At 67.8% G+C, this 25,756-nt stretch carries 30 protein-coding genes; 15 read left to right on the forward strand and 15 right to left on the reverse strand.

Annotated elements, in window-relative coordinates; genetic code table 11:
* Positions 1-542 precede the first annotated feature (542 nt).
* The 4 genes from ACWJI3_RS01630 to ACWJI3_RS01645 all read left to right on the forward strand — a co-directional run bounded on the left by ACWJI3_RS01630 (position 543) and on the right by ACWJI3_RS01645 (position 4,121).
* Positions 543-1,955, forward strand: coding sequence for a cytochrome ubiquinol oxidase subunit I (locus ACWJI3_RS01630; RefSeq protein ID WP_480202624.1), 1,413 nt, complete (start codon positions 543-545; stop codon positions 1,953-1,955).
* Between the two features lie 2 nt (positions 1,956-1,957).
* Positions 1,958-2,959 carry a cytochrome d ubiquinol oxidase subunit II gene (gene cydB / locus ACWJI3_RS01635; protein ID WP_480202625.1) on the forward strand — a complete coding sequence of 334 codons (1,002 nt, stop codon included), beginning with the start codon at positions 1,958-1,960 and terminating at the stop codon, positions 2,957-2,959.
* Between the two features lie 56 nt (positions 2,960-3,015).
* Positions 3,016-3,519 carry a rhodanese-like domain-containing protein gene (locus ACWJI3_RS01640; RefSeq protein WP_480202626.1) on the forward strand — a complete coding sequence of 168 codons (504 nt, stop codon included), beginning with the start codon at positions 3,016-3,018 and terminating at the stop codon, positions 3,517-3,519.
* 164 nt (positions 3,520-3,683) lie between these two features.
* Positions 3,684-4,121, forward strand: coding sequence for a hypothetical protein (locus tag ACWJI3_RS01645; RefSeq protein ID WP_480202627.1), 438 nt, complete (start codon positions 3,684-3,686; stop codon positions 4,119-4,121).
* 42 nt (positions 4,122-4,163) lie between these two features.
* Here the strand turns inward: ACWJI3_RS01645 and ACWJI3_RS01650 are convergent, their stop codons facing one another.
* From ACWJI3_RS01650 to ACWJI3_RS01660, 3 genes are all read right to left on the reverse strand, one after another.
* Positions 4,164-4,631 carry a hypothetical protein gene (locus ACWJI3_RS01650; RefSeq protein ID WP_480202628.1) on the reverse strand — a complete coding sequence of 156 codons (468 nt, stop codon included), beginning with the start codon at positions 4,629-4,631 and terminating at the stop codon, positions 4,164-4,166.
* A 265-nt stretch (positions 4,632-4,896) separates the two neighbouring features.
* The gene (locus ACWJI3_RS01655) at positions 4,897-5,433 is read right to left on the reverse strand and encodes a methyltransferase family protein (RefSeq protein ID WP_480202629.1); all 537 of its coding nucleotides are present in this window, start codon (positions 5,431-5,433) and stop codon (positions 4,897-4,899) included.
* Positions 5,427-5,717: a hypothetical protein gene (locus ACWJI3_RS01660; RefSeq protein WP_480202630.1), complete on the reverse strand. Its 291-nt coding sequence runs from the start codon at positions 5,715-5,717 to the stop codon at positions 5,427-5,429. The genes ACWJI3_RS01655 and ACWJI3_RS01660 overlap by 7 nt, the downstream gene beginning before the upstream one ends.
* A gap of 89 nt (positions 5,718-5,806) precedes the next feature.
* On the opposite strand from ACWJI3_RS01660, the gene ACWJI3_RS01665 reads away from it, so the two are divergent.
* The 5 genes from ACWJI3_RS01665 to ACWJI3_RS01685 all read left to right on the forward strand — a co-directional run bounded on the left by ACWJI3_RS01665 (position 5,807) and on the right by ACWJI3_RS01685 (position 12,112).
* A complete protein-coding gene (locus tag ACWJI3_RS01665) occupies positions 5,807-6,490 on the forward strand; it encodes a cupin domain-containing protein (protein WP_480202631.1) in 684 nt (227 codons plus the stop codon).
* Between the two features lie 421 nt (positions 6,491-6,911).
* Entirely contained in the window at positions 6,912-7,211 is a 300-nt protein-coding gene (locus tag ACWJI3_RS01670; RefSeq protein WP_480202632.1) for a galactose oxidase, read from the forward strand.
* Entirely contained in the window at positions 7,208-7,720 is a 513-nt protein-coding gene (locus ACWJI3_RS01675) for an SLOG cluster 4 domain-containing protein (RefSeq protein WP_480202633.1), read from the forward strand. Before ACWJI3_RS01670 ends, ACWJI3_RS01675 begins: the two co-directional genes overlap by 4 nt.
* Before the next feature lie 211 nt (positions 7,721-7,931).
* Positions 7,932-9,095 carry an exonuclease SbcCD subunit D gene (locus tag ACWJI3_RS01680; protein WP_480202634.1) on the forward strand — a complete coding sequence of 388 codons (1,164 nt, stop codon included), beginning with the start codon at positions 7,932-7,934 and terminating at the stop codon, positions 9,093-9,095.
* Positions 9,092-12,112 (forward strand): AAA family ATPase, encoded by a 3,021-nt coding sequence (locus tag ACWJI3_RS01685; RefSeq protein ID WP_480202635.1) that lies wholly within the window; start codon positions 9,092-9,094, stop codon positions 12,110-12,112. Before ACWJI3_RS01680 ends, ACWJI3_RS01685 begins: the two co-directional genes overlap by 4 nt.
* On the opposite strand, the gene ACWJI3_RS01690 is transcribed toward ACWJI3_RS01685, so the two are convergent.
* From ACWJI3_RS01690 to ACWJI3_RS01720, 7 genes are read right to left on the reverse strand one after another with little or no spacing between them, the layout of a single operon-like run.
* Entirely contained in the window at positions 12,109-12,768 is a 660-nt protein-coding gene (locus ACWJI3_RS01690) for a Na(+)/H(+) antiporter subunit B (protein WP_255140775.1), read from the reverse strand. The two genes, ACWJI3_RS01685 and ACWJI3_RS01690, sit on opposite strands and share 4 nt — an antisense overlap.
* The gene (locus ACWJI3_RS01695; RefSeq protein ID WP_480202636.1) at positions 12,765-13,289 is read right to left on the reverse strand and encodes a hydrogenase subunit MbhD domain-containing protein; all 525 of its coding nucleotides are present in this window, start codon (positions 13,287-13,289) and stop codon (positions 12,765-12,767) included. Before ACWJI3_RS01695 ends, ACWJI3_RS01690 begins: the two co-directional genes overlap by 4 nt.
* Entirely contained in the window at positions 13,286-13,603 is a 318-nt protein-coding gene (locus ACWJI3_RS01700; RefSeq protein ID WP_255099442.1) for a monovalent cation/H(+) antiporter subunit G, read from the reverse strand. The genes ACWJI3_RS01695 and ACWJI3_RS01700 overlap by 4 nt, the downstream gene beginning before the upstream one ends.
* Positions 13,600-13,848 (reverse strand): hypothetical protein, encoded by a 249-nt coding sequence (locus ACWJI3_RS01705; RefSeq protein ID WP_255099441.1) that lies wholly within the window; start codon positions 13,846-13,848, stop codon positions 13,600-13,602. Before ACWJI3_RS01705 ends, ACWJI3_RS01700 begins: the two co-directional genes overlap by 4 nt.
* Positions 13,845-14,264, reverse strand: coding sequence for a Na+/H+ antiporter subunit E (locus tag ACWJI3_RS01710; protein WP_255099440.1), 420 nt, complete (start codon positions 14,262-14,264; stop codon positions 13,845-13,847). Before ACWJI3_RS01710 ends, ACWJI3_RS01705 begins: the two co-directional genes overlap by 4 nt.
* Positions 14,261-15,781, reverse strand: a complete 1,521-nt coding sequence (locus ACWJI3_RS01715) for a proton-conducting transporter transmembrane domain-containing protein (protein ID WP_480202637.1) — start codon at positions 15,779-15,781, stop codon at positions 14,261-14,263. Before ACWJI3_RS01715 ends, ACWJI3_RS01710 begins: the two co-directional genes overlap by 4 nt.
* Positions 15,781-16,149: a cation:proton antiporter subunit C gene (locus ACWJI3_RS01720; RefSeq protein ID WP_255099438.1), complete on the reverse strand. Its 369-nt coding sequence runs from the start codon at positions 16,147-16,149 to the stop codon at positions 15,781-15,783. Before ACWJI3_RS01720 ends, ACWJI3_RS01715 begins: the two co-directional genes overlap by 1 nt.
* Positions 16,150-16,379: 230 nt before the next feature.
* Here ACWJI3_RS01720 and ACWJI3_RS01725 point away from each other — a divergent pair, with 230 nt between their 5' ends.
* Genes ACWJI3_RS01725 through ACWJI3_RS01740 form a run of 4 tightly spaced genes read left to right on the forward strand, consistent with a single transcriptional unit; the run spans position 16,380 to position 19,405 of the window.
* Positions 16,380-16,865 carry a hypothetical protein gene (locus ACWJI3_RS01725; protein WP_480202638.1) on the forward strand — a complete coding sequence of 162 codons (486 nt, stop codon included), beginning with the start codon at positions 16,380-16,382 and terminating at the stop codon, positions 16,863-16,865.
* Positions 16,862-17,905 (forward strand): magnesium-protoporphyrin IX monomethyl ester (oxidative) cyclase, encoded by a 1,044-nt coding sequence (acsF, locus tag ACWJI3_RS01730; protein WP_480202639.1) that lies wholly within the window; start codon positions 16,862-16,864, stop codon positions 17,903-17,905. The genes ACWJI3_RS01725 and acsF overlap by 4 nt, the downstream gene beginning before the upstream one ends.
* Positions 17,902-18,717: a hypothetical protein gene (locus ACWJI3_RS01735; RefSeq protein ID WP_480202640.1), complete on the forward strand. Its 816-nt coding sequence runs from the start codon at positions 17,902-17,904 to the stop codon at positions 18,715-18,717. Before acsF ends, ACWJI3_RS01735 begins: the two co-directional genes overlap by 4 nt.
* A gap of 7 nt (positions 18,718-18,724) precedes the next feature.
* The gene (locus ACWJI3_RS01740; protein ID WP_480202641.1) at positions 18,725-19,405 is read left to right on the forward strand and encodes a long-chain fatty aldehyde decarbonylase; all 681 of its coding nucleotides are present in this window, start codon (positions 18,725-18,727) and stop codon (positions 19,403-19,405) included.
* A gap of 61 nt (positions 19,406-19,466) precedes the next feature.
* Here the strand turns inward: ACWJI3_RS01740 and ACWJI3_RS01745 are convergent, their stop codons facing one another.
* Together ACWJI3_RS01745 and ACWJI3_RS01750 are read right to left on the reverse strand one after the other, a co-directional pair.
* The gene (locus ACWJI3_RS01745) at positions 19,467-19,790 is read right to left on the reverse strand and encodes a Mo-dependent nitrogenase C-terminal domain-containing protein (protein ID WP_480202642.1); all 324 of its coding nucleotides are present in this window, start codon (positions 19,788-19,790) and stop codon (positions 19,467-19,469) included.
* Between the two features lie 165 nt (positions 19,791-19,955).
* Entirely contained in the window at positions 19,956-20,312 is a 357-nt protein-coding gene (locus ACWJI3_RS01750; protein WP_255099433.1) for a hypothetical protein, read from the reverse strand.
* A gap of 110 nt (positions 20,313-20,422) precedes the next feature.
* Here ACWJI3_RS01750 and ACWJI3_RS01755 point away from each other — a divergent pair, with 110 nt between their 5' ends.
* Together ACWJI3_RS01755 and hemN are read left to right on the forward strand one after the other, a co-directional pair.
* Positions 20,423-21,163 carry a biliverdin-producing heme oxygenase gene (locus ACWJI3_RS01755; protein ID WP_480202643.1) on the forward strand — a complete coding sequence of 247 codons (741 nt, stop codon included), beginning with the start codon at positions 20,423-20,425 and terminating at the stop codon, positions 21,161-21,163.
* A 140-nt stretch (positions 21,164-21,303) separates the two neighbouring features.
* Entirely contained in the window at positions 21,304-22,722 is a 1,419-nt protein-coding gene (gene hemN, locus ACWJI3_RS01760) for an oxygen-independent coproporphyrinogen III oxidase (RefSeq protein ID WP_480202644.1), read from the forward strand.
* Between the two features lie 9 nt (positions 22,723-22,731).
* Here the strand turns inward: hemN and ACWJI3_RS01765 are convergent, their stop codons facing one another.
* The 3 genes from ACWJI3_RS01765 to ACWJI3_RS01775 form a co-directional block, all read right to left on the reverse strand.
* Positions 22,732-23,076, reverse strand: coding sequence for an ArsR/SmtB family transcription factor (locus ACWJI3_RS01765; protein ID WP_094510743.1), 345 nt, complete (start codon positions 23,074-23,076; stop codon positions 22,732-22,734).
* Between the two features lie 274 nt (positions 23,077-23,350).
* Positions 23,351-23,887: a methyltransferase family protein gene (locus tag ACWJI3_RS01770; RefSeq protein ID WP_094510742.1), complete on the reverse strand. Its 537-nt coding sequence runs from the start codon at positions 23,885-23,887 to the stop codon at positions 23,351-23,353.
* 32 nt (positions 23,888-23,919) lie between these two features.
* Complete coding sequence (locus ACWJI3_RS01775; protein ID WP_480202645.1) at positions 23,920-25,743, reverse strand: SLC13 family permease; 1,824 nt, start codon at positions 25,741-25,743, stop codon at positions 23,920-23,922.
* Between the last annotated feature and the right edge of the window lie 13 nt (positions 25,744-25,756).

The raw sequence follows: 25,756 nt of genomic DNA on the forward strand, positions 1-25,756 counted from the left end.
ATTGAAATTGGCCTCACAGTATTCGGCCGAAACACAATCGTCATCCCTATTCCTGGCCTAGCTGACTTCGGCTGCACTGGATCCGGCTCACCAAACGTCAGTCTCACAGACTATGGACTAACGGGATGTAGCCGACAAGCCAATGCCTGCAGGAGTAAAGGATCATTGACATTGGCTCTTGGCGGCTCGCACTGCACTGACGAGCCGACCCTTCCACTTCAAATCTCAATCCTGCTGCCAATGTTCGCCAGGAGAGGCAATCGTGTGGGCATCAGAACATCGGTGAAAGGGTTACTCTCTCCCATTCACTGCTGAAGCCTCTAGGGTTGGATGGTGGAACTGTCTCTCCATCGCCCCAGCCCTGCACAGTTCGCGCACGCGCCCACAGTTGCGATTTATTTCTTTAGCTTTCCAGCTTTCGTCGTCGCTGGTCGTCACTGGCTGGTACGCCACCCGTTCCTGCCCATTCGTTGCAGTCCATTCGTCACAGCGCATTCGTATGGCTTGTCAAGCTTTCTCGCCGTTCGTTTTGTTCCCAACCCATGCTTGGCACTCTTGATGTCGTGACTCTGTCACGGCTCCAGTTCGCGCTGACCGCGATCTTTCACATGCTCTGGCCCGTGCTCTCCACCGGCCTGGCGATCTATCTGGTGGTGCTGGAAGCCATCTGGCTGCGCACACGCAATTCCTTGTACTACCGGCAGGCCCGCTTCTGGGCAAAGCTCTATGTGCTCAATTTCGGCATCGGTGTGGCCTCAGGCCTGCCGATGGAGTTCCAGTTCGGCACCAACTGGGCGCCACTGTCGGAGTTCGCCGGCGATTTTTTCGGGTCGGTGCTGGGCTTCGAGGGAGCGATGGCCTTCATGCTCGAAGCCGGCTTCCTCGGGATCATGTTGTTCGGCTGGCAGAAGGTGCCACCAGTGATTCACTTCCTCTCCACCGTGATGGTGGCCTTCGGCGCGAACCTCTCAGTGTTCTGGATTCTCAGTGCCAACTCCTGGCTGCAGACTCCGTCGGGTGGCACTTTCTCCGAGGGCCATTTTCATGTGCAGAACTACTTCGCCGCCATCAACAACCCCTTCATGGTGAGGAGCGTGATTCATATGGCCCTGGCCACGGTGGAAACCTCCATGCTGGTGGTCGCCGCGGTCAGTGCCTGGTCGCTGATGCGCCAGAAGGCACCGGAGTTCTTCCTGTTCTCCTTCAAGCTGGCGCTGGTGATCTTGCTGGCGGTGGCGCCGCTGCAGATCCTGGCCGGCCACGAAAGCGCCGTGCAGGTGGCCGAGCATCAGCCCACCAAGCTGGCCGCGATCGAGGCCCTCTGGGACGACCAGGCCGCCGGCAGCTCCCCGGCCTGGACCGTGCTCGCTTCCCCCGATGAGGCCAGCGGCAGCAACCGCTGGAGCCTGTCGGTGCCTGGCGCCTTCAGCTGGATCCTGGAGACGCGGCCGCAGCTCAGCCAACCGCTGCGTGGGCTCAACAGCTGGCCCGCCGACCAGCGGCCCCACATGGTGGGTCTGCTCTTCTATGCCTTCCGGGTGATGGTGGCGATCGGCCTCGCTGTGGCAGCCCTGATGGCCCTCAGCCTGCTGCTCTGGTGGCGAGGCGGCCTCAGCGCCGCCAGCTTCGCCCAGTGGCCCTGGTTCAGCTGGGCCTGGATCCTTTCGGCTCCAGCCGGCTACCTGGCGATTGAATCCGGGTGGGTGGTGCGTTGCGTGGGCCGCCAGCCCTGGACGGTCTACGGCCAGCTGCGGACCGCCGATGCCGCCTCGGTGCTGCCGGTGGGCGAGGTTCTCACCAGCTTGAGTGTGTTCGCTGTGCTCTACACGGTGTTGCTGGTCTTCGCGTTGTATTTCGGCTCCCGGATCATCGCCAAGGGGCCGAACCTCACCCTTGAGCCGCCCTCTGGTCCTGCCACAGCCGCAATTCTTTCCGACCCATCAGCAAGCACCTGACCATGGAGTTCCTCGAATGGTTCATGCCCACGGTCTGGTTTGTGATCCTGGCCCTGTTCCTGCTTCTCTATGTGATCCTCGATGGCTTTGATCTGGGGGTAGGCATCCTCTCGCTCACCTCGCCCAGCGAATCCCAGCGCACGATCCTGATGACGAGCCTCGGCAATGTGTGGGATGCCAACGAAACCTGGCTGGTGCTGATGGGCGGCGCCCTGTTCGGAGCCTTTCCCCTGGCCTATGGCACCATCCTCAAGGCCCTTTACGGCCCCATCTACCTGATGATCCTCGGGCTGATCCTGCGGGCCGTCGCCTTCGAGTTTCGCGAAAACGCCACCAACAAGCGGCCCTGGAACCTGATGTTCGGTATTGGCAGCGTGCTGGCCGCTGGTTCCCAGGGCATCTGTCTGGGCACGGTGCTCTCGGGCATCCCCACCGATGCCGCAGGCCACTTCACAGGCTCCGCCTGGATCTGGGTGAACCCCAGCAGCCTGGTGGTGGCTCTCACGCTCATCCAGGGCTACGTGTTGATCGGCTCCACCTACTTGATCCTCAAAACCAGTGGTGAGCTGCAGCGGTTGCACGTGCGCACCGCCCGCCTGGCGGCTGCCACCACCCTGGGAGGGGCCCTGCTGATCACCTTTACGGCACCGTTCGCGTCGGAAACGCTGCGGCAGCGCCTGTTTGATCCTGCGTTCCTGCCCTTCTTTGTTGTATTGCCGCTGCTGGGTGTCGCCCTGATCGTTCAACTGTTCCGCAGCCTGGCGATGCAGCAGGAGGTATGGCCCTTCGTGTATACCGTACTGTTGTTCATCCTCAGTTTCGCTGGTCTGGGGGTAATGGTATTTCCGGCGGTGATTCCGCCATCGGTCACGATCTTTCAGGCGTCGTCGTCGGTGAGTTCGATGGTGTTCATGCTGACGTTCATCGGCGTGCTGATTCCCATCATGCTCTTCTACAACATCTACAACTACATCGCCTTTCGAGGCAAGGTGAGTGCCGAATAGGGAAAACCGCTGACCACCAGCACGATCAATCCCCCTAGGATGTATAGAAACCCCATATGTCTCGCCTTCGCTCGCTCCTGCTGGGGGTCGCCCTTGCCCTCTGCCTACTGATCTCAGCGCCTCGGGGTGCCGCTGCGGCTACCACGATCGCCCCTCCGGATGCCACGGTTGCTGCAGGCGAGGCAGCTGCCATTGACTCCGCAGTGGAGCAGTACCTCTCCAACCTGCCGGGTGATTTTCACGCGATTCGATCGGTTCCAGCCCTGAAGCGCCTGCTTGCCAGCGGCAATGTGTCGCTGATTGACGTGAGGACCCCTGCTGAGTACCGGGCGGGACACATTGCCGGAGCCATCAACAGACCGTTGAACGATCTCAGCCGCCACGTGGCTGAGATTTCCCCAGAGCGAGAGGTGGTGCTCTATTGCTCCAGCGGCTTTCGCTCTGCCATGGGAGTGATGGCGCTGCAGCTGGAGGGCCGCCACCAGGTGAAGGGCTTTGCACCCAGCATCGAAGGCTGGAAGGCGGCCGGTGAGCCGGTGGTGACGACAGAAGGCGCGTAGGCCTGGCGAACGTTGGCGGGGTGCTGATGGTGGCCGGCGACTTCGGCGGAACTCACGCCGCGCCGGCCTGGCTGCAACGCATCGATCCATCCGCAAAGAACCACCAAGATCGCAAGGCCCTTGCTTCGTTGCTTCCCACACTGAGGTAACAAGCCTCGAGGCCGATGAACCCGTCGATCAACCAGCCCCTGCGGCTGATCACGCTCTGGATCGCCTGGCTGCTGGCGATGCTCTTTCACGTGGACCTGGGCCTGATGCCCCTGTTCCACGGCCAGTCGCCGGAGATCCACAGCCATGTGCAGGAGGGGGCATTGCCCCTGCTGTTCGGGGCGATGCTCGGCTACTTCCTGCTGCCGCTGATTGCGACCGTGCTGATCGCCTACGCCGCCACCACGGTTGCTCCGGCCACGCGCTGGCGGCCCTGGCGGCGGATCCACTTCTGGTTCAGCGTCGTCTATTCGGTCACCAACGTCCCCCATCTCATCGCCGACATCCTGGTGCCCGATGCCCGCCTCGATCAGATCGTGCTGATGGTGGCCCTCACGGTCTTCGGGCTGCTGATCAACGTGGAGGCTTGGCGCTGGTGGCGGCAGACCCCATGAAGGGACTGCAGCCGGGGCGGTGCCTGCTTGGATCAAGCTCACTCAGCGGCGCGTCCATGTACCAATGTCCACGACGGAATCGAGATCGGAGGTGTGACGATAAACAACCTGAATCAGGTTGGGGTTGATGATCTTGCCATCCGTAAAGCCGTCTTCATCAACCATGTACAAGCTGGCATTGTCATGCCCGAGCGTGCCGACGAACTTCTTCGTTGCGTACTTGGATTTGATTATTCCGTGGAAAACCCGACCCTGTTGCCTGGTGATTTGAGCAACGGCATTCAGATCGCTGAAATCACCATGATGGTGGGTCTTGCATCTCGATGCTTCGACTTTGCAGAGCACGGCTCCTTTCCCTTCCACTGTCCATGTGCCGATCATGCTCGGAATGACAGGTGCGGCCAAAGCGGCAGAGAAGGTTGCTGCGCAGGCAAGAGTCGCCACGCCGGCCATGCCTAGCCGTGCTGTGAGCGTCTTCGCGATGGAATGAGCGACCGCAGCATAATTCATCAGCCTTTAAGCGAACGTCTCATTTATACCCTAGCTATAGAGAACAATCACGAGCCAAGCACGCAAACTATTGACATGTGGGCAGACAAGAGTCTTCCTGGCGGGTTTACGAATCGGAACGATTGATCCGTGCGTGCTGATGCCAGACAGCAGTAAAGTATGTACTGTGCAGTCTATCCAAACGACAAGAGAGACAGCCCGATCCAACTGAATGATGGGCGAAGAAGAGGGCTCCCTGCGCAACGCCCGTCCATGAGAGCCAGGTCTACCGCCAGTCGAGGCCGGGCAGAAAGGGAACGATCGCCGGGGTGGTCGTCATGTAGTCGGCATAGCCGCTGTGCGTAGAACACAGGCGCTGCTCCTCCCGTCGTGCCTTGAGGCTGAGCACGGTCGCCAATGCCAGCAGCAGGCCCAGGTGCAGCAGGCTGCCGAGGGCCAGGGTCACCCCCAGGGAACAGAGCAGTAGTGACTGGTAGAGGGGATGGCGGCAACGGCCGTAGGCCCCCTCGGTGACCAGGGGCGCCCCTGGCATCGGTTCCGGCAGCGGACTGAGACTGTCCCCGAGGTTCAAGGCCCCCTGGGCGCCGATCACCAGGCCGATCAGGAAGGTGAGCCCACCGATCAGGCGCAGCGCCAGGGGCCAGTGAATCCCCAAACCCGAGGGGGGAGGCGTTGGCGGCAGCCAGTGGGCGGCGATCAGGATCATCTGGGCCAGCACCCACCACTCGCCGTGGCGGTTGTCCCTCAGCCCCTCCCAGGAGAAGCCCCACTTCTGCATTCGTTCGTTCAGTTGGCTCAGCATGATTTGATCCCTAAAGGTGAAGGGGTTGGGACAGGCTGGCGCCACAGGCCGAGCCACTCGTCGTTGCGCTTGTCCACCGACCCGGTGGCCGGCTCCCAGATCTCTGGCACCAGGCCGGCCTGCCGCAGTTGCGAATCCACCAGCTCCGGGTCACTGCCCCAGGGCGGGCCGCCTGGCTGGCGGTGGCACCAGAACAGCCCCAGCAGCCAGCTGTCAGCGCCTTCTTGGTAGCGATGGTCCCAGCGGCTCGCGTCCGCGCTGAGGGGCTGTTTGGAGGGGCTCATGCCTCCAGCTTGCCCCGTTCAAACGCGACATGTGTTGAGCGGCATGGCCGTACGGCGGCCCGACACAGCGGTTGAGCACAATCGGGGGCATGGACCAGCATGCCGACCTGAGCCAGCGCGTGGTGATCGACACCGGCGCCCTCGCCTGGAGCCCATCGCCGATGGCGGGCGTGGAGCGGCGCATGCTCGATCGCGAGGGCGCAGAAGTGGCCCGGGCCACCTCGATCGTGCGCTACGCCCCGCTCAGCCGTTTTGATCGACATCACCATGGCGGCGGAGAGGAAATCCTGGTGCTGGAAGGCACCTTCTCAGATGACCAAGGCGATTACCCCGCCGGCACCTACCTGCGCAACCAGGCCGGCTCCGCCCATGCCCCGTTCAGTGAGGAGGGCTGCACGGTCCTGGTGAAGCTGCAGCAGATGCACCCGGACGATCAGCAGCGCGTGGTGATCGACACCCGCACCGCCGACTGGTTCCCGGGCCTGGTGCCGGGACTGCAGGTGCAGCCGCTGCATGCCTGGGGCTCGGAGCACGTGGCCCTGGTGCGTTGGGCGCCCGGCACGGTCTTTCAGCCCCACGGCCACCCGGGTGGAGAGGAGATCCTGGTGCTCGATGGTGTGTTTCAGGACGAGCAGGGCAGCTATCCCGCCGGCAGCTGGTTGCGCAATCCTGCTGGCAGTGCACACCAGCCCTGGAGTGAGCCGGGCTGCACCATCTGGGTGAAGACTGGCCACCTGCCGGTGACGCTTGGCCCGGATGGCTCACAAGCCTGAATTCGTGTTGAGCAGGGCTTGGCAGAGGGTGAACGGGCGGTCTTCTCAACGGAGAAGACGTCCGCGTGCATCTGGTGGCATCAGCCAGAACGGCGGCCGGTCCGAGGAGCAGGCTCAGCCATGAGCTGAACGCCAGCTACGAATCACTCCAGATTTGGTGATGAATTGGTCGAGCTTCGGCAGCAACGCCAGGTACCCGGCGAGAACACAGAGCATGAGAGGACGATCGAGCCTGCTGAGCCAAGGGCACCGGCAGTTCCTGGCCGGTGGCATCGAGGAACCGGGTGCGGGTCTGGACGCCTGATCTGTGAGCCCGCATTCAGCGCGTCGTTGTCACCGGGGCTCCACTTGAGGTCGCGCCTGAGCTGGCCAGAACCAGAAGACTTCTGCTAGTACAGGTGTTCGCTCTGCTGGTGTCGTTGTGGCTGCTCTCCCATCCCATTCCCGCGGCACCCTGCCGGTGCCCAACTCAGCGGCAGACGATGGCGACGACGAGCACTGGCCCTATCTCGATGAGGAAGTGCTGGTGGCCAGCCGCAGCCGCAAGGTTTGCCTCACCTGCCACTTCTTCCGCCATCGCGCCGGGGTGAACTGCATACCGCTGCTCACCTGCCAGCTGCACCAGGGTCTGCTGGCCCATGGGGAGCACCTCACCCGCCGCTGCCAGGGTTGGACCGATGACATGACGCGCCAGCGGGGCTGGTGCCCGGAGTTGGCATGAGCAGCCGTCGCGCGGTGGTGGGCGTGATGGGCGCCGGAGAGGGCGCCTCTTCTGAGGCTGTGGCCCTGGCCGAGGAGCTGGGGGAGTGCATCAGCGCTAGGGGTTGGGTGCTGCTCACCGGTGGCCGACCGGCGGGGGTGATGGCGGCAGCCAGCCGCGGCGCGGCGCGCGTTGAGGGGCACCTGGTGGTGGGGGTACTTCCCGATGAAGGGAGCAGAGAGGAGAGGCAAAGCACGGCGGACCTGGATCTGGCCCTGTTCACCGGCATGGGCAAGGCCCGCAACGTGATCAACGTGCTCAGCGCTGATGTGGTGGTGATCTGTGGGGGCGGCGGCCCAGGCACAGCATCAGAAGCCGCCCATGCGCTCAATGCGGGCAGACCACTGATCCTGCTGGCGGTGCCGGTGCTGTGGCGGGACTTCTTCCTTTCGCTCAGCAAGGGGGTGGAGAGCGCGAGCGATGTGCAGGAATGCTGCCGGTTGATCGAGGCCCGACTCACAGAGGCATGAGTCGGCCATCACCTCGTGTCCCCCTGACCCAAAGGAGGGCTGGCTGAGCGACGGCCGTCATGTGCTGCGCTTTCGCCCCACCAGGCAAAAGCGTGAGGTGCACCAGTTGGAGATCACCAGCGGGGAGTTGCTTCTAGGTGTGTAGTGCCACCAGGTTGTTCCGGCTGCAGACTTTCTCGTCACCGCGCCCGCCCCTGCTTACCTTGGCCCGATGCGTCTGCTGCACACCTCCGACTGGCATCTGGGCCGCAGCTTTCACGGGGTCTCGCTGTTGGAGGAGCAGGCGGCGGCGATCTCGCGGATCGCCGAACTGGCGCGGGAGCATGCCGTCGATGCGGTGCTGATCGCCGGCGACCTCTACGACCGGGCCATCCCGCCGGCCGAGGCGGTGGACCTGTTCAACCGGGCCCTGGCCCAGCTGAGCCGCGATGGCACCGCCGTGGTGGCCATCGCCGGCAACCACGATTCCCATGTGCGGGTGTCGGTGTACGACCCCTTGCTCTCCGCCTTCGGGGTCACGGTGCGGGGCGACGTGGGCCGGGCCCAGGAGCCGGTGCTGGTGACGCCCAGGGCCGGCGGCTCGCCCGTGGCTATCTATCCCCTGCCCTACCTGGAGCCGGCGGTGGTTGGGCCGGCCCTGGCCGGAGCTCCCGTGCGCCTGCGCCACGAGGAGGTGACCCGGCTGGCCATCGAGCGGATCCACGCCGACCGCCGCGAACGGCCGCCCCACCGTTCGGTGCTGGTGGCCCACACCTTCGTGGCGGGCGGCGAGACATCGGAGTCGGAGCGGGAGCTCACCATCGGCAACGTCGACCGGGTGAGCGTGGCGGCCTTCGAGGGCTTCGATTACGTGGCCCTGGGCCACCTGCACGCCTCCCAGCAGCTGGACGGCCCACGGGTGGCCTACTCGGGCACCCCCCTGGCCTATTCCTTCTCCGAGGAGCGGCAGGTCAAGTCGGTGCGGATCGTGGAGCTGGCCGCCGATGGGACGCCCAGCGTGGAGGTGGTGCCCCTGGGCGTGGGCCGGCGCCTGTGCACCCTGCGGGGGCCCATCGAGGAGCTCTGCTCAGACCCTGCCCACGCCGCCGCCAGCGAGGCGCGGGTGCGGGCGATCCTCACCGACGACAGCCTGCCCCTGCAGGCCATGGCCCGCCTGCGGGCCCGCTTCCCCCACATCGCCGAGCTGCGCCACGAGCCCCCCGATGTGGTCCGCGCCGGCGAGGCCGAGCGCCACCGCCAGGTGCGCCAGGCCCGTTCGCCGCTGCAGCTGGCCACCGCCTTCTTCACCGACCAGCAGGGCCAGCCGCCCGGCGAGCCGGAGGCCGAGCTGCTGGCAGCCGCCCTGGCGGCCGCCGAACGGGGAGGGGAGCGGTGAAGCCGCACCGGCTAACGATCGAGGCCTTCGGGCCCTACGCCGATCCGGTGGCGATCGACTTCGACGAGCTGGCCGCCGAGGGGCTGTTCCTGATCCACGGCACCACCGGCGCCGGCAAGACCTTCCTGCTCGATGCCCTCTGCTTCGCCCTCTATGGCGAGGTGTCCGGCGACCGCAGCGTCAAGGGGCTGCGCTCCGACCACGCCCCCCCCGGCGCCGTGCCCCGGGTGAGCCTGGAGTTCTCCTGCGGCAACGCCCGCTACCGGGTGGAGCGGGTCCCCGCCCACACGGCCCCGAAGGCCCGCGGCCAGGGCACCACCGAAAAGGCGCCCCAGGCGTTCCTGTTCCGGCTGGGCGCCGGCACACCGGAGCAGGCCGTGGCGGCGAAGACCACCGAAGTGACCCGGGAGGTGGAACACCTGGTGGGGCTCAATGCCGCCCAGTTCCGCCAGGTGATTCTGCTGCCCCAGGGGCGCTTCGCCGAGGTGCTGCGGGCGAAGGCCGAGGAGCGCGAGGCCCTGCTCAAAACGCTCTTCGACACGGTGATCTACGAGCGGGCCGGCTGGTGGCTGGAGGAGCAGGCCCGCATGGCGCGGAATCTGGCGCTGGAGCGGGCCCGGGAGCAGGAGGTGCTGCGGCGCCGGGCGGCCGACGCCTGGGACCCCCACGCGCCCGAGCCGCCGGAGGGGGTGGAAGCGCCTCCGCCCCCCGCCGACCAGGCCGGCCTCGAAGCGCTGGTGGAGCGGATCGGCGGGGTGGTGCAGGGCACCGAGGCCGCCCTGGGGGAGGTCTCCGCCAGCCTGCTGGCGGCCCAGACGACCCTGGCGGCCCTGGCGGCGCAGGCGGACCGCTGGGACCGGCGCGCAGCCGCCAGCGCCCAACTGGGCGAGCTGGAGGCCAAACAGGAGACGGTGGCGGAGTACCGCCAGAAGCTGGAGCTGGCGGAGCGGGCCGAAACGTTGCGTCCCAGCCTGGTGGCAGAACAGGGGGCCCGACGCTCCCTCGCCCTGGTGGAGCAGGGGCTGCAGGAGCAACTGCGCGCCGCGATCCAGGCCAGGGCCGGGGCGTGGGCGCTGCCGCCGTCGGTGCAGGAGCTGGATCTTGCGGCCCTGCCGTCCGCCGAAGCCCTCGCCGCTGCCGGTGCAGACCTTGCCGCCCGGGGGGCGGAGGTGCGGGAGCTGGCCCGCAAAGCCGAGGAGGCCGCCCAGGCCGGGGGGGCCGCGGCCGCCGCCGGCCAGCGGGCCAGGGAGGCCGAAGCCGGGCGGGCCACCGCCGTCGCCCAGCAGGAGCGGCTGGCGGCGGAGCAGGAGCGGGGGCTGGTGCTGCTCGCCAAGGCCCGCAGCGCCCGCGACCAGCTCGAGGGCCTGCAGCGGGCCGCCAGGGAGGCCGAAGGCCGTGCCGTTGCCGCCGAAGCCATCGCCCCGGCCCGGGAGCGGCAGCACATGGCCGAGGTCGCCAGGAACGGCGCCGATCGCGACGTCAACACGGCGGCCGCCGGCCTCAACGAGCTGCGGCGGCGCCAGATCGAGGGCATGGCCGCCCGGCTGGCCGGGGAGCTGGCCGCCGGAGCCCCCTGCCCTGTCTGCGGCGCCACCGACCATCCGGCGCCGGCCCGGCCCTCGGCCGATGCCGTGGACGACGGGACGATCGCCGCCGCCGAACGGACCCTGGCTGCGGCCACCCAGGCAGCGCAGGCGGCGGCGGTGGCCCTGGCCAACGCCCAGGCCGCCCTCGCTGCCGTGCTGGAGAAGGCGGGCGACGGCGTCGATCCGCTCGCCGCCCGCCAGGCCGCCGGCACGGCCGCTGCGGCCCACCAGGCAGCCCAGTCCCTGGCCGAAGGCCTGCCGGCGCTGGAGCAGCAGACCACCGATCGGGAGCAGCAACGCCAGCAGCTGGCCAAGGCCATTGAGGCGGCCGCCACCGCGATCGCCCTGGAGAACCAGGCCGCCGCCGAGGCCAGCCAGCGGCAGCAGACCCTGGCGGAGCAGGTGGCGCGAGAGCTGGGGGAGGGCCTGGAGCCGGGCGTGGTGCTGCGGGCCTTCGGGCCCCTGGAGGCCGCCCTCCAGGCCCTGGTGGCCGGTGCGGGTGCCCACACCCGTGCCACCAGCGAGCTGGAGCAGGCGGCCCGGCGGCTGGCTCAGGAGCTGGCCGCCTCACCCTTCGCCACGGCGGAGGATGCCGCGGCGGCCCTGCAGGAGGAGAGCTGGCGCCTGAAGCTGGTCGAGCGGATCGCGGCCTACGAGGCGGCGGTGATCGAGCAGCGCAACCTCCTGGCCGCCCCCGATCTGGCCGATCTGCCGGAAGCCCGGCCCGACACCGCCGCCGCCGGCGAGGCCGTGGCCCGCCTGGATGGGGCACGCACCCGGGCCGTGGAGCGCCACAGCGAAGCCCGGGGCGCCCAGCGGGAGATCACCCGCCTCACCGCCGAACACCGCACCGGCGCCACCGATCTGGCCGAGAAGCAGGAGCGGGCCGAGCGGCTCAGCGCCGTGGCCAACCGCTGCCAGGGCAAGGCGGCCCCCTACATCTCCCTGCAGCGCTGGGTGCTCTCCGCCTACCTCGCCGACATCTGCGGCTACGCCAACCAGCGGCTCACCTTGATGACCTCCGGCCGCTACCAGCTGCGGCTCACCGATGAGGGCGGCCACGGCGGCCGCAACGCCGGCCTGGGTCTGCGCGTGCTGGATGCCTACACCGGCGAGGAGCGGGAGGTGAGCAGCCTCTCGGGCGGCGAAACCTTCCAGGCCTCCCTGGCCCTGGCCCTGGGCGTGGCCGACACGGTGCAGGCCCACGCCGGCGGGGTGCCTTTGGAGGCCCTGTTCATCGATGAAGGTTTCGGCAGCCTCGATCCCGACAACCTCCAGCTGGCGATGGACGAGCTCGACCGCTTGCGCGAGGGCGGCCGCATGATCGGCCTGATCAGCCACGTGAGCGCCCTGCGCGAGCGCATCCGCGGCGGCATCGAGGTGATCGCCGGCGACCGCGGCTCCACGCTGCGGCTGAGCAGCAGCGTCTAGAGCAGCCCTCGGTGGCGCACGAACAGCTGCACCATCGCCCAGGAGCCCAGTGTCACCTTGATCGCCACCAGCACATTGAGCAGCGGGATCCAGCTGCCACCCGCCAGGCTGCCGAAGTCCCCGGGTGGTGGCGGCAGGCCACCGAGGGTGAGGGCGGCCAGCAGCACGAAGGCGATCACCGCCCCCTTCTCCCACAGGTCGGCGCGGTAGCGCCGGTAGAGACGATCGGACAGTTCCGCCGAGCCGCTGATCAGGGCCAGCCCGATCGCCGTGCCGCCGGCCACCCCCGCCGCAAAGCCGCCTCCGGGCGAGAGGTGGCCGCGCAGGGCCAGCTCCACACCGATCAGGGCGGCGATCGTGCCGCCCAGCTGGCAGAGCACCACTGAAGGAGCATCAGCAAGGGCGCGCACGCTTGGTTTGGCCGTTTCGCCGGCAAAGAGAAAGCGCACGCCGATCGACGCCAGCGTGAACACCACCACCTCGGTGACCGTGTCGTAGAGGCGGGTGTAGAGGATCACCCCCGACACCAGATTCGGCACGTTCGTCTGCTCGACGAGGGTGTTGATCAGCGGCACCAGATCGGCGGCCGGCGGCAGGGCCGAAGCCAGGGGGGAGAGGCAGAGGGCCGTGGCGGCCACCAGGTAGAGCCAGGTCATGGGGTTTCCGCCAGGTCGAGCGCCCCGCCGCTCTCGCGCCAGGCGCGATAGCCCTCCAGGGCCTGCAGGCGCTTCAGCAGCCGCGGGTTCGCCAGCACCAGCCGCTGGTCGGCTTCGAGGCGGCCGTGACAGCCATCGGCGGCAGCGAGGGCCGCCTCCGCCGGCGGCACCAGCCGCAGCCGCAGGCCGGCAGGCTCCAGCCAGGCCCGCAACAGCTGCTGGCACTGGGGCGACGGCGGCGCGCGATCGGGAAACGAGAGCCGCAGCGCCATCGAGGAACGCAGCGCCACGGCATAGAGGGTGGTGGAGAGCAGGGTGCCCACCAGCGCCTCGGTGATCGCCACGTCCGGCGCCCCCAGCAGGGCATAGAGCAAGGTGGCCACCGAACCGAGAATGCCCCGCAGCACCAGTGTCTGGTAGGGGTTGGACTGGCTCACCAGCAGCACGGCGGTGAGCGGCAGCAGGGCGGTGATCGGCAGGATCAGATCGAGCTGCCCCGCCAGATCGAACAGCGCGGTCATGGGGTGGTCTCCTCCTCCGTGGGGCGGCTGGGATGGGACGGCAGCGAGCAGGCGGCCAGCACGTAGCCGAAAATCGTGTTCCACACGATCAGGCCCACCAGCGCCAGGGTGAGCAGCGGCCATTGCGCGGGGATACGCAGCAGCAGGCCCAGCAGCATCAGCGACGATCCGAGCGTGTCGGCCACCGAAAGCGCGTGCAGTTTGCGCAGGTAGCTGTGCGTGCCCAGCAGCGGCCAGGTGCCCCAGAACCAGAGCACCAGGCCCGCGCCCAGCAGCAGCAGGCTGGCGTGATCCGCGAAGGAGTCGGGCCTCATCGCTCCACCTCCCGCAGCAGGTTGGCCAGCAGCAGCAGGCCGGCGTTGCCGGCGCTGAGCACGATCGCCCCCACCAGCCCCAGCATGCGGTCGTCGCGCAGCACCGACACCACCAGGATGATCAGCGCCACCTTCGACGAGACGCTGGAGAAGGCCGCCAGCCGGTCCCACACATCGGAGGGACGGCAGGCCACGGCGATCGGGATCAGCAGGGCCAGCACCATGCCCCACAGCAACACAGTCATCGGTCGGAGGCCTCCGCTCTGGCGGCAGGAAGAAGGGAGTGGATGCGGTAGCGCTGGCCGCCGTCTTCAAGGCCGAGCACGATCGTGAATGGGGTGAGCGTGATGCGGAACACATCGAGGAACACCAGCAGCGGCAGGGCTCGATCGGTGGCCGGTTCGCTGGTTTCGCGCTCCACCACCCCCGGCGCCAGCATCAGCCGGAACGCCTCGGCGTAGGCCTGCGGAATCGCCAGCAGCGCGCGCAGCGTTGCCTTCAGCAACAGCCGCAGCGGCAGGGGCCGCGAGCGGGTGCGCGGCAGCAGCAGTGCCACCACCAGCCCGATCAGAAGGTTGAGCCGGCTGAAATCGCTGGTGAGCAGGCACCACACCGCCAGCCGAAAGGCGGTGCTCAGCAACAGCGGCAGGAGACGTCTCATCGGTTCAGGATCACGAGCAGTCCCGCGCCCACCACGCCGATACCGCCGAGCAGGTCGGAGAGGCCCTCCAGCTCGGGCAGCCGCAGCCGCTGCCGCAGACCCTCCCCTTCCAGCAGCTGGTGCAGGCCCCAGCCGCCGAGCAGCACCAGGGCGCTCTTGGCGATGGCGCTGACGGGCTTGTCGGTCCAGGTCAGGGTCGCAGCGCCGATCACCACCAGCGCCAGCACCAGCAGGATCACGCCCAGCGACCAGGCGGGTTCAGGGGTGTCCCCGCTGGCACTGCTGCCGTTTGCCGGCCTGCGGATCAGCGGGGCGCCCCAGAAGCGGGCGTAGGCCGCCGCCGTGCCCATGCTCAGCAGCGTCACGGCCACCTCCAGCGGCAGGGAGAGCGCAGCGGAGAGGCCCGCCTTGGCGGTGAAGCCGGCCAGCGGCGGCAGGCCCACGATCGAAAGCGAGCCGATGCACAGCGGCCACCACACCCCGGCAGGCAGGGGCCGTTCGCGCCAGCCCTGCAGGGCGCGGCCGGGGAAGCGGCGCGCCACCAGGAACAGCGCCGCCTTGGCGGTGCCGTGGCTGAGGGCATAAAAGCCGCCGGCCACCGGTGAGAGCGCCACCAGACCCATCTGCGACAGGGTGCTCCAGGCGAGCAGGCGCTTGGCATCGGCGTCGGCGAGGGCGAACATCAGGCCCAGCACGGCACTGGCCAGACCGACGCCCGTGATCACCGGGCCCAGGGCCGGCACGCCGTAGCTGAGGCGCAGCAACGGGGCGATGCCGGCGGTGACCACCACACCCGAGAGCAAGGCCGATACTTCCGCCGGCGCCTCGGCATGGGTGACGGGCAGCCACAGGCCCGAGAGGAACAGGCCGGACTTCATCAGCAGGCCCACCAGGATCAGGGCCAGGGCGGCGATGCTGCTGGTGCTCGCCACAGCCTCGAAGCGGAAGCTGCCGCGCTCCAGATACACCAGGGCAGCCCCGATCAGGAACAGCGTCATCACGGTGTTGCCGATCAGCAGGTAGCGCAGGGCCACCCACAGCGAGCGGTCGGAGCGGCTGATCAGGATCAGCAGGAAGGCGCTGATGCCCACCACTTCAAGCGTCACGTAGAGGCTGATCAGGTCCGTCACCACAAAGGCGGTGCACAGGCCGCCGTGCAGCACCATCAGCAGCAACAGGAAGGGGCCCGGCAGGGGCCGCCGCCAGCTGTCGATCACCACCGCGCTGCACACCAGGGCGTTGAGCAGCAGGAACGGCACGGCGACGGCATCGGTGTTCAGGGCCACGCCGTAGGCGCCGAGCAGTTCGACGCTGCCGGGTAGGCCGCCGAGCTGAATCGCCACGGCTATCGCGGTGGTGGCCAGGCTGCAGAGCAGGGCCAGCCAACGGGCCAGCGGTGGCAGCATGGCCGCCAGGAAGGCGGCCAGGAACGGCAGCAGCAACCAGGCGATCACCATTGCCTTGGTGGATAGCAGCGGCATCAAGGTGAGCGTCAGCCCCTGGATGAAGGTGAGCATCACCGCTGGCCACCGGTGTCGAAGCTGGCCAGATCCAGGCTGGGATCAATGCGCGAGAGGCGGGTGATCACCACCAGCAGCAACGCCTGAATCGAAAGGCCGATCACGATCGCGGTGAGAATCACTGCCTGGGGGATGGGGTCGGCCCAGGGTGTTCCCGGATCAATGGCTGCAGCGCCGCTGGCCGGCAGGATCGGGCTGCGCAGGCCGGAGCGGGCCCCCACCAGCACGAACAGGGCCACCACTGCGGAGCCCATCACGTCCATCGACAGGATCTTGAGAAACAGGTTGCGGCGCAGCAGCAAGCCCGCAAAACCTGCCAGCACCGCCCCCAGGATGAGCAGTTCAAGCAGACGAAAGGGAGCCATGGAGGCGGGGTCTTCCGGCGGTCTGCCGGGATTGTGTGGGCAGACGGTAGCCGTCGCTGCCGTGAACTGTCGGAACGCCCTGCGCAGGCCAGAGCAGGCGGCCTCGGCCTTGACCATTCCTGGCGATCTCTGCTGTGCAGCGACTCCCCAGCTCCTGTAACCGGACGGTTGCGACCTGACCGTCATCCTCTAGCATCACGATGTCGTTATAGCGTTGAACAATGCCGCTGGTGTTGACGCTCCCCGCCCCCTCCGCTGCTGCGCCTCCCGTGCCGCCAGCCCCCGAAGCACTGCCGGCCGCCCGGCAGCGTGTTCGCTGGCAGCGGCGCGGCCGCAGCCGGCCCTGGCCGCGGCTCTGGTCGGAGCGCAGCCGGTTGCTGGAACGGCAGCACAGCCGCATCGAGGCGCTGCTGGAGCAGCTGATCGACGGCGAGGCCTCCACCGCCGGCTGCCGTCAGCTGGTGCGGGCCCTGGGTCTGCATCTGCGGCTGGAGGAGCGCTGGCTCGCCGAAGTGGGCTGCCTCTGCCCCGGCCATCGCTACAGCCACCGCCAGGCCGCCGAGCTCGCAGGCTGCACCCCCGCCGGCAGCGCCGAGCGGCTCGGCTGGCTGCTCGATCTGCAGGAGTGGTTCCACCTGCATCGCCATGGCGCCGATGCCGTCGCCTATGCCCGCGCCGCCGCCGCCCCTGTCCCCCTCTCGAGCGCCTCCCGATGACCGCCACCATCCGCCAGCCCGCCGCCGCCGCCAACCCGGCCGCCCCCCATCTGCGCGAAGACCTGCTGACGCCCCGCTTCTACACCACGGAGATCGACAAGGCCGCCCGCACCGACCTGGAGCAGCAGCGCCCTGCCTTCGAGGCGATGCTCGCCGAGATGGAGGCCGATCACAACCGCGACCACTTCGACCGCAAGGCCCCGCTCGACCGTCTGCGCGCTCTCAGCCCGGAAGCCAAGACCGCTTACGAGAGCTATCTGGTGCGGTCGTGCGTGTCGGAGTTCTCCGGTTTCCTGCTGTTCAAGGAGCTCTCCCGCCGCCTGTTCCAGGCCGAACGCCAGGAGCTGGGCCGCCTGTTCCAGCTGATGGCCCGCGATGAAGCCCGCCATGCCGGCTTCCTCAACCGGGCGCTGGTGGCGGAAGGGATCGAGCTCGATCTGCCCAAGCTGAGCACCAAGCGGCCGATCACCTGGTTCCCGCTCAGCTGGGTGCTCTATTCCGTGTTTCTGTCCGAAAAGATCGGCTATTGGCGTTACATCCTGATCGACCGCCATCTCAAGGCCAACCCTGACAACGCCTTTGCGCCGCTGTTCGATTTCTTCGAACCCTGGTGCCAGGACGAGAACCGCCACGGCGACATCTTCAACCTGCTGATCCGCTGCTGGCCCGGTCTGAAGCAGGGGCTGCGCGGCAAGTTGCTCAGCCGTTTCTTCCTCTGGTCGGTGTTTCTCACCCACAGCCTCACCGTGTGTGAGCGGGGCGATTTCTACCGCCTGCTGGGCATGGATCCCCGCCGCTTCGATGCCGAGGTGATGCGTCAGACCAACCGCACCGCCCGCCGCGCCTTCCCCTGGGTGTTCGACCTCGAGCAGAGCCGTTACCTGGAGCTGCGCGATCGCCTGGTCACCTGCTTCCAGCAGATGCAGGCGCTCAAGACGGAGCCGGGCGCACTGCTGCGCAGGCTGGGCCTGAAGCTGCGCTTCGCTGGGTTGCTGCTGCGTCAGTTCTGCCAGCCGATGGTGCCGGCGGAGGGGGCATGACCCACACACACGCCGGCTTCGAGATCCCGCGCGTGTTCATCGGCTACGACCCGCGGGAACGGGTGGCGGTGAACGTGCTCGCCGATTCCTTTCAGGCCCGCTCCAGCCTGCCGCTGCTGATCGCTCAGGTGCGGCTCGATCAGCTGGCGGGGGTGTACCAGCGGGAGCGCGATCCGCGCCAGAGCACGGATTTCTCCTTCAGCCGCTTCCTGGTGCCCTGGCTGGCCGGTTACCAGGGCTGGGCCCTGTTCATCGATGCCGACATGCTCTGCCTGGCGGATCTGGCCGAGCTCTGGGCCCTGCGCGATGAACTCTATGCGGTGCAGTTGGTGAAGCACCAGCACGTGTGTGAGCAGGGGCTGAAGTTCCAGGGCATGCCCCAGACGCCCTATGGCCGCAAGAACTGGTCGTCGGTGATGCTCTTCAACTGCGCGCGTTGCACGGCGCTCACGCCGGAGCTGGTGAACAGCGCCTCGGGCCTGGAGTTGCACCAGTTCCACTGGCTGGCCGACGAGCAGATCGGCGCCCTGCCGCCCGAATGGAACGTGCTGGTGGGGGTGCAGCCCCTGCCGGCGGCCCCAAAGATCCTGCACTACACGCTGGGCGGCCCCTGGTTCGACGACTGCCTGACCATGCCCGCCTCAGACCGCTGGCTGGCGGCCCGCGCCGCCATGAACGAACCGCTGCCGGTGGAGCCGGCGGCTGTTGTTGCGCCGGAGCCGGTCGGTGGCCGTTCCCCACAGCCGGCGGCTGTTGGTGCCCCCGAGGCGCAGCCTGTGGGCCATCACCCCCTTCCCGTTTCCATCACCTGAGGTCACCATGCCCGCTCCCGCGCTCACCCCTGCCTACCGCGATGCCTATGGGCGGATCAATGGTCTTGTGATCGTGGGCGAGGGCCTGGCCGATCACCATTTCCGCCAGCTGGCCCAGCTGCTGCCGGAAGACGGCGACGAGTTGCGGCGCCTGGCGGCGATGGAAGGCCGCCACGCCGTGGATTTCGTGGGCTGCGGCCGCCAGCTGGCGATTCGCCCCGATCTCCCCCTGGCGCGCCGCCTGTTCGCGCCGCTGCGCGCCCTGTTCAATGAGGCGTTCAGCACCACGGACACGGTGGGGGCTCTGGTGATCCAGTGCCTGATCGTGGAAAGCTTCGCCGTGGCCGCCTACCGCTGCTATCTGCCGGTGGCCGATGCCTATGCCGCACCGATCACGGCGGCGGTGCTGGCCGATGAGGCCGAACACCTCGACTACGGCGAGCGCCAGCTGGCGGCTCGCTTCCCGGCTGTGGCGGCGCCGATCAGCCGCTGGTGTGAGCGGGCGGTGCCCGTGGCGATGGCGATGTTGCGGGCGGTGCACGGCGATCTCGAAGCGATCGGCATCGATCCCAGTGCGCTGGTGGGGGAATTCATGGGCTGCCTGGGCACGGCGCTGGAGGCGGTCGGTTTCGCCCCACGCCAGGCCACGCGCCTGGCCGCACGCCTGGCGGCGGTGGCCTGCGGCTGAGTGCAGGGGCCTGAAACTGAATCCAGTGGCCTGAGGCTGAGCGCGGTTGCCCTCGCCAGGGTCAGGAGTGTTGCCGCCGGGCCTGAGGCTGGCGGTCCTGACTCCGTTCCTGCTGGCCTTGCTGGTGGGCCTCCAGGCGGCAGAGGGCACGGAAGCGCAGCGCCATCAGCTCATCGAACAGGGGGTTGATCTGGCAGAGCGGCGGGATATGCAGCACGGTGTGGCCCGCGATCACCACGGTGCGCTCGAACGGGCAGCGGGCAGGAATCAGCCGCACCAGCAGGCGGGCCAGCGGCAGGGAACGCGGGCCGATGCCATGGAGCCAGTGGCGGAGCCGATCGATCAGAACCCCTTGGCGGGGGCCCCGGAGCGGGCTGAGGGTCATGACGGAAGCCCTGGTCACCAGGGAGGAGTGAGGCGAAGACGGCGTGGGGCTGGCGGTCGGCGGAATCCGGGCGCGCGGGCCAGCGGCACCACCAGACCCTGAAGCGGTCCGGTGGCTCTGGCTGTCGCGTTGGACACCTCGGTGTGGAGGTCCTGAACGGAGACCTCAGAGCGTCACCGCCGCCAGCGGCGCCCGCGGCGGCAGCCCGCCGGCCCGGTTGTGCAGCTGCTGGGGGTCGAGGACGGCAGTGCTCACGCTGCCGCCGAAGCGCAGCTGCAACCAGGTGATCACCGCCGGATCAGCCGCCACCACTGCTTCCTGACCCGCGCCATGCTCCGGCAGCAGGGCCGCCAGCACCACCGGGCGCAGATACCACAGCTCCACGTTGGCGCCCTGCCTGTCGCGCCGCTCGGCGATCAGCTCCCGCAGCTGGCCGTCGTCGCTGAGCTGGCCGCTGGGAGCCAGCAGCAGCTGCAGCGGCCTTGCGCCGCAGACCTGGGGAGTGGAGGGGATGGCAGCCATGGGTGCTGAACGTTGCAACGAATCTGCAACGACGAAACAACGACATAACGGTAGCGCGATACCGTTAGCTGGTTCGGCCTGTGTCAGGCCCCGCACCGGTTGCCTTCGCCATGACCACCACGCACCCCGCCGCGGCCTCCAGCCCCGCGCCTGCCTCCCCAACCGCTACCTCCCCGAGCGACCTCTCCGATCACGCCAGCCCCGCCGACCTGGCGGCCCGCAAGGGTTTCGGCCCGCGGGTGCGCCGTCTGCATGGCCGCATCGGCGCCGCCCACCACCAGGCCGAAGGTATGGAGTTCTCACGCGCCCTGCTCGACGGCCAGGCCAGCCCGCTGCAGCTGGCGGCCCTGATCCGTGCGCTGGGCCCCGGCTACGCCCTGATCGAGCAGCAGGGCCCTGAGCTGGCCTCGGCCCTTGGTGCGATCGACTTCCCCTGGGCGGCGCTGGCCCGCAGTGCTGCCCTCGCCGCCGATGCGGCAGCCCTGGCGGCAGCGCCCGCCACGCCGCGCTCCGCCGCTGCCGCCCTCTGGCTCGAGCATCTGCAGGCCCTGGCCCAGCAGGCTCCGCACCGCTTTCTGGCCCACGTCTACGTGCGCTACGGCGGCGATCTCTCCGGCGGCCAACAGCTGGCCCAGCAGGCCAACGCCATCCTTGCGTCCCATGGCCTGCCGGCCGTGCGCTTCTGGGCCTTCGATCAGCCGCTGCCGGTGCTCAAGGCCGCCCTGCACGACGCCTTTGAGCAACTCGACCTGAGCGAGGCGGAAGAAGGTGAGCTGCTTGATGAAGCGGTGGTGGCCTTCCAGGACACCCAGCGCCTGCTGGCCGAACTGGGCGATCTGGGCGCCGCCTGAGCCCGAAAGCTGGCGCCCGGCAACTGGCGTCTGCTGCTGGCGGCTGGATGTCGTGCCTCAGGCCCTCCCGCCGCGCCATCTGCCCCTGGCTGCTGCCTCTTCCCCTCTTTCCTCACTCTCTCCTGCGCGCCCCCCGTCCCATGCCCGCCACTGCTCCTGCCCGCCTCGAACCGCTGCAGCTGCTGCTGAAGCATGACAAGCCCGTGCCCCGCTACACCAGCTACCCCACGGCCGCCAGCTTCCACACCGGTGTGGGCCCTGGTGAACTGGCGGCGGAGCTGGCCCGGCCGAGCAGCGAGCCCCTGTCGCTCTACGTGCACATCCCCTTCTGCCGCCATGCCTGCTGGTACTGCGGCTGCAACCGGATCACCACCCAGGCCGGCTCGAAGGTGGTGGGCCCCTACCTGCAGGCCCTGGGCCGGGAGCTGGCGCTGATCCAGCAGGCCTCGGGCCAGCGCCGGCGCCTCAGCCAGCTGCACTGGGGTGGCGGCACTCCCAATTACCTGAGCGTGAGCGAGCAGGCGGAGCTTTGGGCGCTGATCGCCCACCACTTCGATCTGGAGCCCGGCCTGGAAGCCTCGATCGAGGTGAATCCGGAATTCCTCAGCCGTGACGAGGTGCTGGGCCTGCGCCGCCTCGGGTTCAACCGCATCAGCTTCGGCATTCAGGACGCCGATCCAGAAGTGCAGGCGGCGGTGAACCGGATCGTGCCGCCCGATCAGCTGCGGCGGGCGATGGGCTGGATGCGGGAGGCGGGCTTCGAGAGCGTGAACGTGGATCTGATCTGCGGCCTGCCGCTGCAGACGCCTGACCGTTTCGCCGCCACGATCGCCCTCGTGGAGGAGCTGCGGCCCGATCGGGTGTCGTTGTTCAGCTTCGCCTACCTGCCCGAGCAACTGCCGCTGCAACGCAAGATCGCTGCTGATGATCTGCCCAGCCAGCGCGAGCGGGTGCAGATGCTGCAGGGCGCCTATGACGCCTTTACCAGCCACGGCTATGACGCCATCGGCATGGACCACTTCGCCCTGGCGGAGGACAGCCTGGCCGTGGCGGCCCGGGCTGGCCGCCTGCATCGCAATTTCCAGGGCTACACCACCGGTGGAGAGCTCGACCTGCTGGCGATCGGCGTCACGGCGATCAGCCAGTACCCCACCCTGTTCAGCCAGAACCAGCGGGATCTCCGGGCCTATCTGAAGGCGCTGGACGCCGGCGTGTTGCCGGTGGAGAGGGGGCTGGTGGTGGAGGATCCTGACGAACTGCTCAGGCGTCGCATCATTCAGCGCTTGATGTGCGATTTTCGCGTCGATTTTGCCCACCTTGGCGGCGCAGATCAGACCGGCCAAGCTATAAACGCCCAGGCTGGAGCAGAACTGCTCAACGGCCCCCAGCGGTTCGCGGCAGAATGGGCTGACCTGCAGGCCCTGGAGGCCGACGGCCTGCTGCAGCTGGAGTCCAATGGCTTCCGCGTCAGCACGGAAGGACGCTGGCTGATCCGCACGATCGCTGCGGTGTTTGATCCTCGCCAGCGACTGAAGGCCAGCGGGTCGCGGTTGGTCTGAGGCGACGAATCAGGCGGCCTGCAGGTGCTCAAGCTGCTGTTCAAGCCTTTCCCGCAGGCGGCCCATCACCAACATGCAGAGATCGTCCACCAGCGGCTCGTCGGCGGTGTAGATCAAGCGGGTGCCCTCCCGCTCACAGCGCACCAGCCCCGCCCGCTGCAACTGGCTCAGCTGGCGGCTGATGTGGGATTGGCTGAAGCCGGTAGAGGCAATCAGGGCGGCCACATCCTGGGGGCCCGTCTTTAACAGACAGAGCAATTGCAGCCGCGCCGGCTCACTCAGGAGGCGAAAGAACTGGCTGAGTTCTTCAAGAAGCTGGGGGGTTGGAACTAGCCCATCGGCCGCAGCACTCATTACGCAAAATACCTAGCAACGCCAACCATCATGGCGTCATGTTTGCCGTTTTGGGGTGGGTGACGCACCTTTTGAGTACGTGAGAACCGGACCAAGAACTGAAGAATCCGATCGTCATGCACATCCTGTCGCATGTTGACACTTATGCGGAAAAGGGCATAACAGCTTTAATCAGATAGGGTTGACAGCGTCTTTGCGGCATCGCCCGCCTGCAGGCGGAGGCGGAGATGCCCGGAAACCTGATGCAGGCGTTGGCCTTGCCCTGCGCACCGCATCAGCGCCAGTCGAGCCAGGGGAGTGACGGCACGATCGCCGGCGTGCGCTCCCGGTAGGCGGGATAGTCGGGATGGGTGGCGCACAGGGCCCGTTCCTCACGCCGGGCCTTGCCGCCCAGCACGGCGGCCAGGCCCAGCAGCAGCAACAGGTGCAGCAGGCTGCCCAGGGCGATCACCATCCCCAGCGAGCAGAGCAACACTGCCTGGTACAGCGGATGGCGGCAGCGGCCGTAGGGCCCTGCCGTCACCAGGGCCGCACCGGGCATCGGTTCAGGCAGCGGCGTGAGGCTATCTCCCAGGTTCAGGAACGCCTGCAGGGCCAGCCCCAGACCCACGACCAACAGGGCCAGGCCCACCAGCTGCAAGGGCAGCGGCCAGTCGATGCCCAGGCGGCTGGGCGGTGGCGTGGCCGGCAGCAGATGGGCGGCGATCAGAAGCAGCTGGGCCGCCAGCCACCATTCACCACGGCGGTTGTCACGCCAGCCGCTCCAGCTGAAGCCCCAGTGCTGCAGACGTTCGTTCAGCTTGCTGAGCACAGGAGGGCTTGGCGCTTCCCTCCAGTGTGGGCTCAGATGCCGAAGTGGCGGCAGATCAGCCAGGGCATCGTCACGGCCAGGGTGAGGGTGAGTGGCAGGCCGTAGCGGGTCATGTCGAGAAAGCGGTAGCGGCCGGGGCCGAACACCATCAGGTTGGTCTGATAGCCGATCGGCGTGAGGAAACTCTGGCTGGCGGCGAACATCACGGCGAAGATGAAGGCCATCGGCGGCAGATCCAGCCCTTTGGCTACCTCGGTGGCGATCGGAATCAGCAGAACCACGGTGGCTCCGTTGCTGAGGGCCTCCGTGAAAATCTGCGCGAGCACCGTCACCGACAGCAGCACCAGATAGGGCGACCAGCCCTGCATCGAGCGCAACAAATCGGTGGCGAGCGCCTCGGCCAGCCCGGTGGATTGCATCGCCACGCTGAAGCTGGTGAGTGAGCCCAGCAGCAGGATCACATCCCAGCGGATCGAGCGTTGCAGCTCTCCGGGACGCAGGCAGCCGGTGGCCACCATTGCCACCACCGCCAGCAGAACCACTGCCATCAGCGGCAGCAACTTGAACATCGGCAAAAGGATCACCAGTGCCGAAATCACCACCGCCACCCACTTACGGCTGGTGGTGGGCAGGTCTTTCTCTAATTCGTCGAGCAGCACCAGGTCGTTGTTGGCCTGCATGCCGCGGATCGCATCGAGCGGGGCCTGAAGCAGGAGGACGTCGCCAGCCTGCAATTGCACGCGCCCCAGCAGCTCGCGCAGCACCTGGTTGCCGCGCCGCACCGCCAGCAGGGTGGCGTTGTAGCGCTGGCGGAAGCGCAGATCCCGCACGCTGGAGCCGACGATCGCAGAACCATCAGGGAGAAGCACTTCCACCACGCGCTGGGGGGAAGTGCTGGAAGCCCCGGCCAGTTCCTGAACGTCTTCGTCAAGATCGGTGATCGGCGCCAGGGTCACGGTGTGCTCTTGCTGAAGGCGCAATAGGTTGTCGCGATTGCAGCGCAGCATCAGCCGGTCGCCGGCCTGCAGCACGAGATCCGCCAGCGGGGCGGTGAAGCTCTCACTGCCCCGGTGCAGCTCCAGCACGTCCACGTCGAAACGGCGCTGCAGCCTGCTGTTGTGAAGCGATTGTCCAATCAGTTCCGATTCCAATGGAATCAGCACGTCGGTGAAGTAGCCCTCGCGAGCCATGGAGCCGAGCAGGTCGTCGCCTTCAAATCCCCGATCGGGGAGCATGCGCTCGGTGAAGAACAGCATGTAGGCCGAGCCGATCAGCCAGATCGGAATCCCGATCGCCGTGAAGCTGAACAGCTCCAGCGAGCCATAGCCGAGCTGGCGGCTGACATCGCTGGCGAGAAGGTTGGTGGAGGTGCCGAGCAGGGAGATGGTTCCCCCCAGCACGGTGGCGAAGGACAGGGGCAACAGCACTTTCGAGGGGGAGATGCCGCGCCTGTGGCACCAGCCCTCCAGAACCGGCAGCAGGGTGGCCACGATCGGGGTGTTGGGCACGAATGCCGAGATCGGGGCCACCACGCCCACCATGAGCGCGATCATGCGCTTCGGGCTGCGCACCGCATCGGACCCGATCAGCGCCCGCAGACGATCGAGGCCGCCGCTGCGGAACAATCCCGCCGACACGGCAAACAGGCCCATCAAGGTGATCAGGGCAGGGCTGCCGAACCCCTGAACGGCCTCATCGGGTTTGAGCACCTTGAAGGTCACCAGCAGGGCAGCGGCCAGCAGGCCGGTCACCTCCGGCGCCAGCCAGCCGGTGATGAACAGCACGATCGCGCCGGCGAAAATCAGCAGCGTGATCAAACCCGCCGGCTCTGAGGCAACAGTGAGGAAGGCGCTCATGGTTCAGACCTCA

Source organism: Marcopretia estuarina LEGE 06307, from assembly GCF_056633115.1.

Bases quoted from the DNA above. Each gene is read 5' to 3' on its own strand.
- ACWJI3_RS01750 (WP_255099433.1), bottom strand. From the start codon at position 20,312: ATGGCTGCCATCCCCTCCACTCCCCAGGTCTGCGGCGCAAGGCCGCTG.
- ACWJI3_RS01660 (WP_480202630.1), bottom strand. From the start codon at position 5,717: ATGAGCCCCTCCAAACAGCCCCTCAGCGCGGACGCGAGCCGCTGGGAC.
- cydB (WP_480202625.1), top strand. From the start codon at position 1,958: ATGGAGTTCCTCGAATGGTTCATGCCCACGGTCTGGTTTGTGATCCTG.
- ACWJI3_RS01655 (WP_480202629.1), bottom strand. From the start codon at position 5,433: ATGCTGAGCCAACTGAACGAACGAATGCAGAAGTGGGGCTTCTCCTGG.
- acsF (WP_480202639.1), top strand. From the start codon at position 16,862: ATGACCGCCACCATCCGCCAGCCCGCCGCCGCCGCCAACCCGGCCGCC.
- ACWJI3_RS01705 (WP_255099441.1), bottom strand. From the start codon at position 13,848: ATGACTGTGTTGCTGTGGGGCATGGTGCTGGCCCTGCTGATCCCGATC.
- ACWJI3_RS01710 (WP_255099440.1), bottom strand. From the start codon at position 14,264: ATGAGACGTCTCCTGCCGCTGTTGCTGAGCACCGCCTTTCGGCTGGCG.
- ACWJI3_RS01630 (WP_480202624.1), top strand. From the start codon at position 543: ATGCTTGGCACTCTTGATGTCGTGACTCTGTCACGGCTCCAGTTCGCG.
- hemN (WP_480202644.1), top strand. From the start codon at position 21,304: ATGCCCGCCACTGCTCCTGCCCGCCTCGAACCGCTGCAGCTGCTGCTG.
- ACWJI3_RS01765 (WP_094510743.1), bottom strand. From the start codon at position 23,076: ATGAGTGCTGCGGCCGATGGGCTAGTTCCAACCCCCCAGCTTCTTGAA.
- ACWJI3_RS01755 (WP_480202643.1), top strand. From the start codon at position 20,423: ATGACCACCACGCACCCCGCCGCGGCCTCCAGCCCCGCGCCTGCCTCC.
- ACWJI3_RS01645 (WP_480202627.1), top strand. From the start codon at position 3,684: ATGAACCCGTCGATCAACCAGCCCCTGCGGCTGATCACGCTCTGGATC.
- ACWJI3_RS01690 (WP_255140775.1), bottom strand. From the start codon at position 12,768: ATGACCTGGCTCTACCTGGTGGCCGCCACGGCCCTCTGCCTCTCCCCC.
- ACWJI3_RS01700 (WP_255099442.1), bottom strand. From the start codon at position 13,603: ATGAGGCCCGACTCCTTCGCGGATCACGCCAGCCTGCTGCTGCTGGGC.
- ACWJI3_RS01775 (WP_480202645.1), bottom strand. From the start codon at position 25,743: ATGAGCGCCTTCCTCACTGTTGCCTCAGAGCCGGCGGGTTTGATCACG.
- ACWJI3_RS01640 (WP_480202626.1), top strand. From the start codon at position 3,016: ATGTCTCGCCTTCGCTCGCTCCTGCTGGGGGTCGCCCTTGCCCTCTGC.
- ACWJI3_RS01680 (WP_480202634.1), top strand. From the start codon at position 7,932: ATGCGTCTGCTGCACACCTCCGACTGGCATCTGGGCCGCAGCTTTCAC.
- ACWJI3_RS01745 (WP_480202642.1), bottom strand. From the start codon at position 19,790: ATGACCCTCAGCCCGCTCCGGGGCCCCCGCCAAGGGGTTCTGATCGAT.
- ACWJI3_RS01740 (WP_480202641.1), top strand. From the start codon at position 18,725: ATGCCCGCTCCCGCGCTCACCCCTGCCTACCGCGATGCCTATGGGCGG.
- ACWJI3_RS01695 (WP_480202636.1), bottom strand. From the start codon at position 13,289: ATGACCGCGCTGTTCGATCTGGCGGGGCAGCTCGATCTGATCCTGCCG.
- ACWJI3_RS01735 (WP_480202640.1), top strand. From the start codon at position 17,902: ATGACCCACACACACGCCGGCTTCGAGATCCCGCGCGTGTTCATCGGC.
- ACWJI3_RS01675 (WP_480202633.1), top strand. From the start codon at position 7,208: ATGAGCAGCCGTCGCGCGGTGGTGGGCGTGATGGGCGCCGGAGAGGGC.
- ACWJI3_RS01650 (WP_480202628.1), bottom strand. From the start codon at position 4,631: ATGAATTATGCTGCGGTCGCTCATTCCATCGCGAAGACGCTCACAGCA.
- ACWJI3_RS01720 (WP_255099438.1), bottom strand. From the start codon at position 16,149: ATGGCTCCCTTTCGTCTGCTTGAACTGCTCATCCTGGGGGCGGTGCTG.
- ACWJI3_RS01715 (WP_480202637.1), bottom strand. From the start codon at position 15,781: ATGCTCACCTTCATCCAGGGGCTGACGCTCACCTTGATGCCGCTGCTA.
- ACWJI3_RS01665 (WP_480202631.1), top strand. From the start codon at position 5,807: ATGGACCAGCATGCCGACCTGAGCCAGCGCGTGGTGATCGACACCGGC.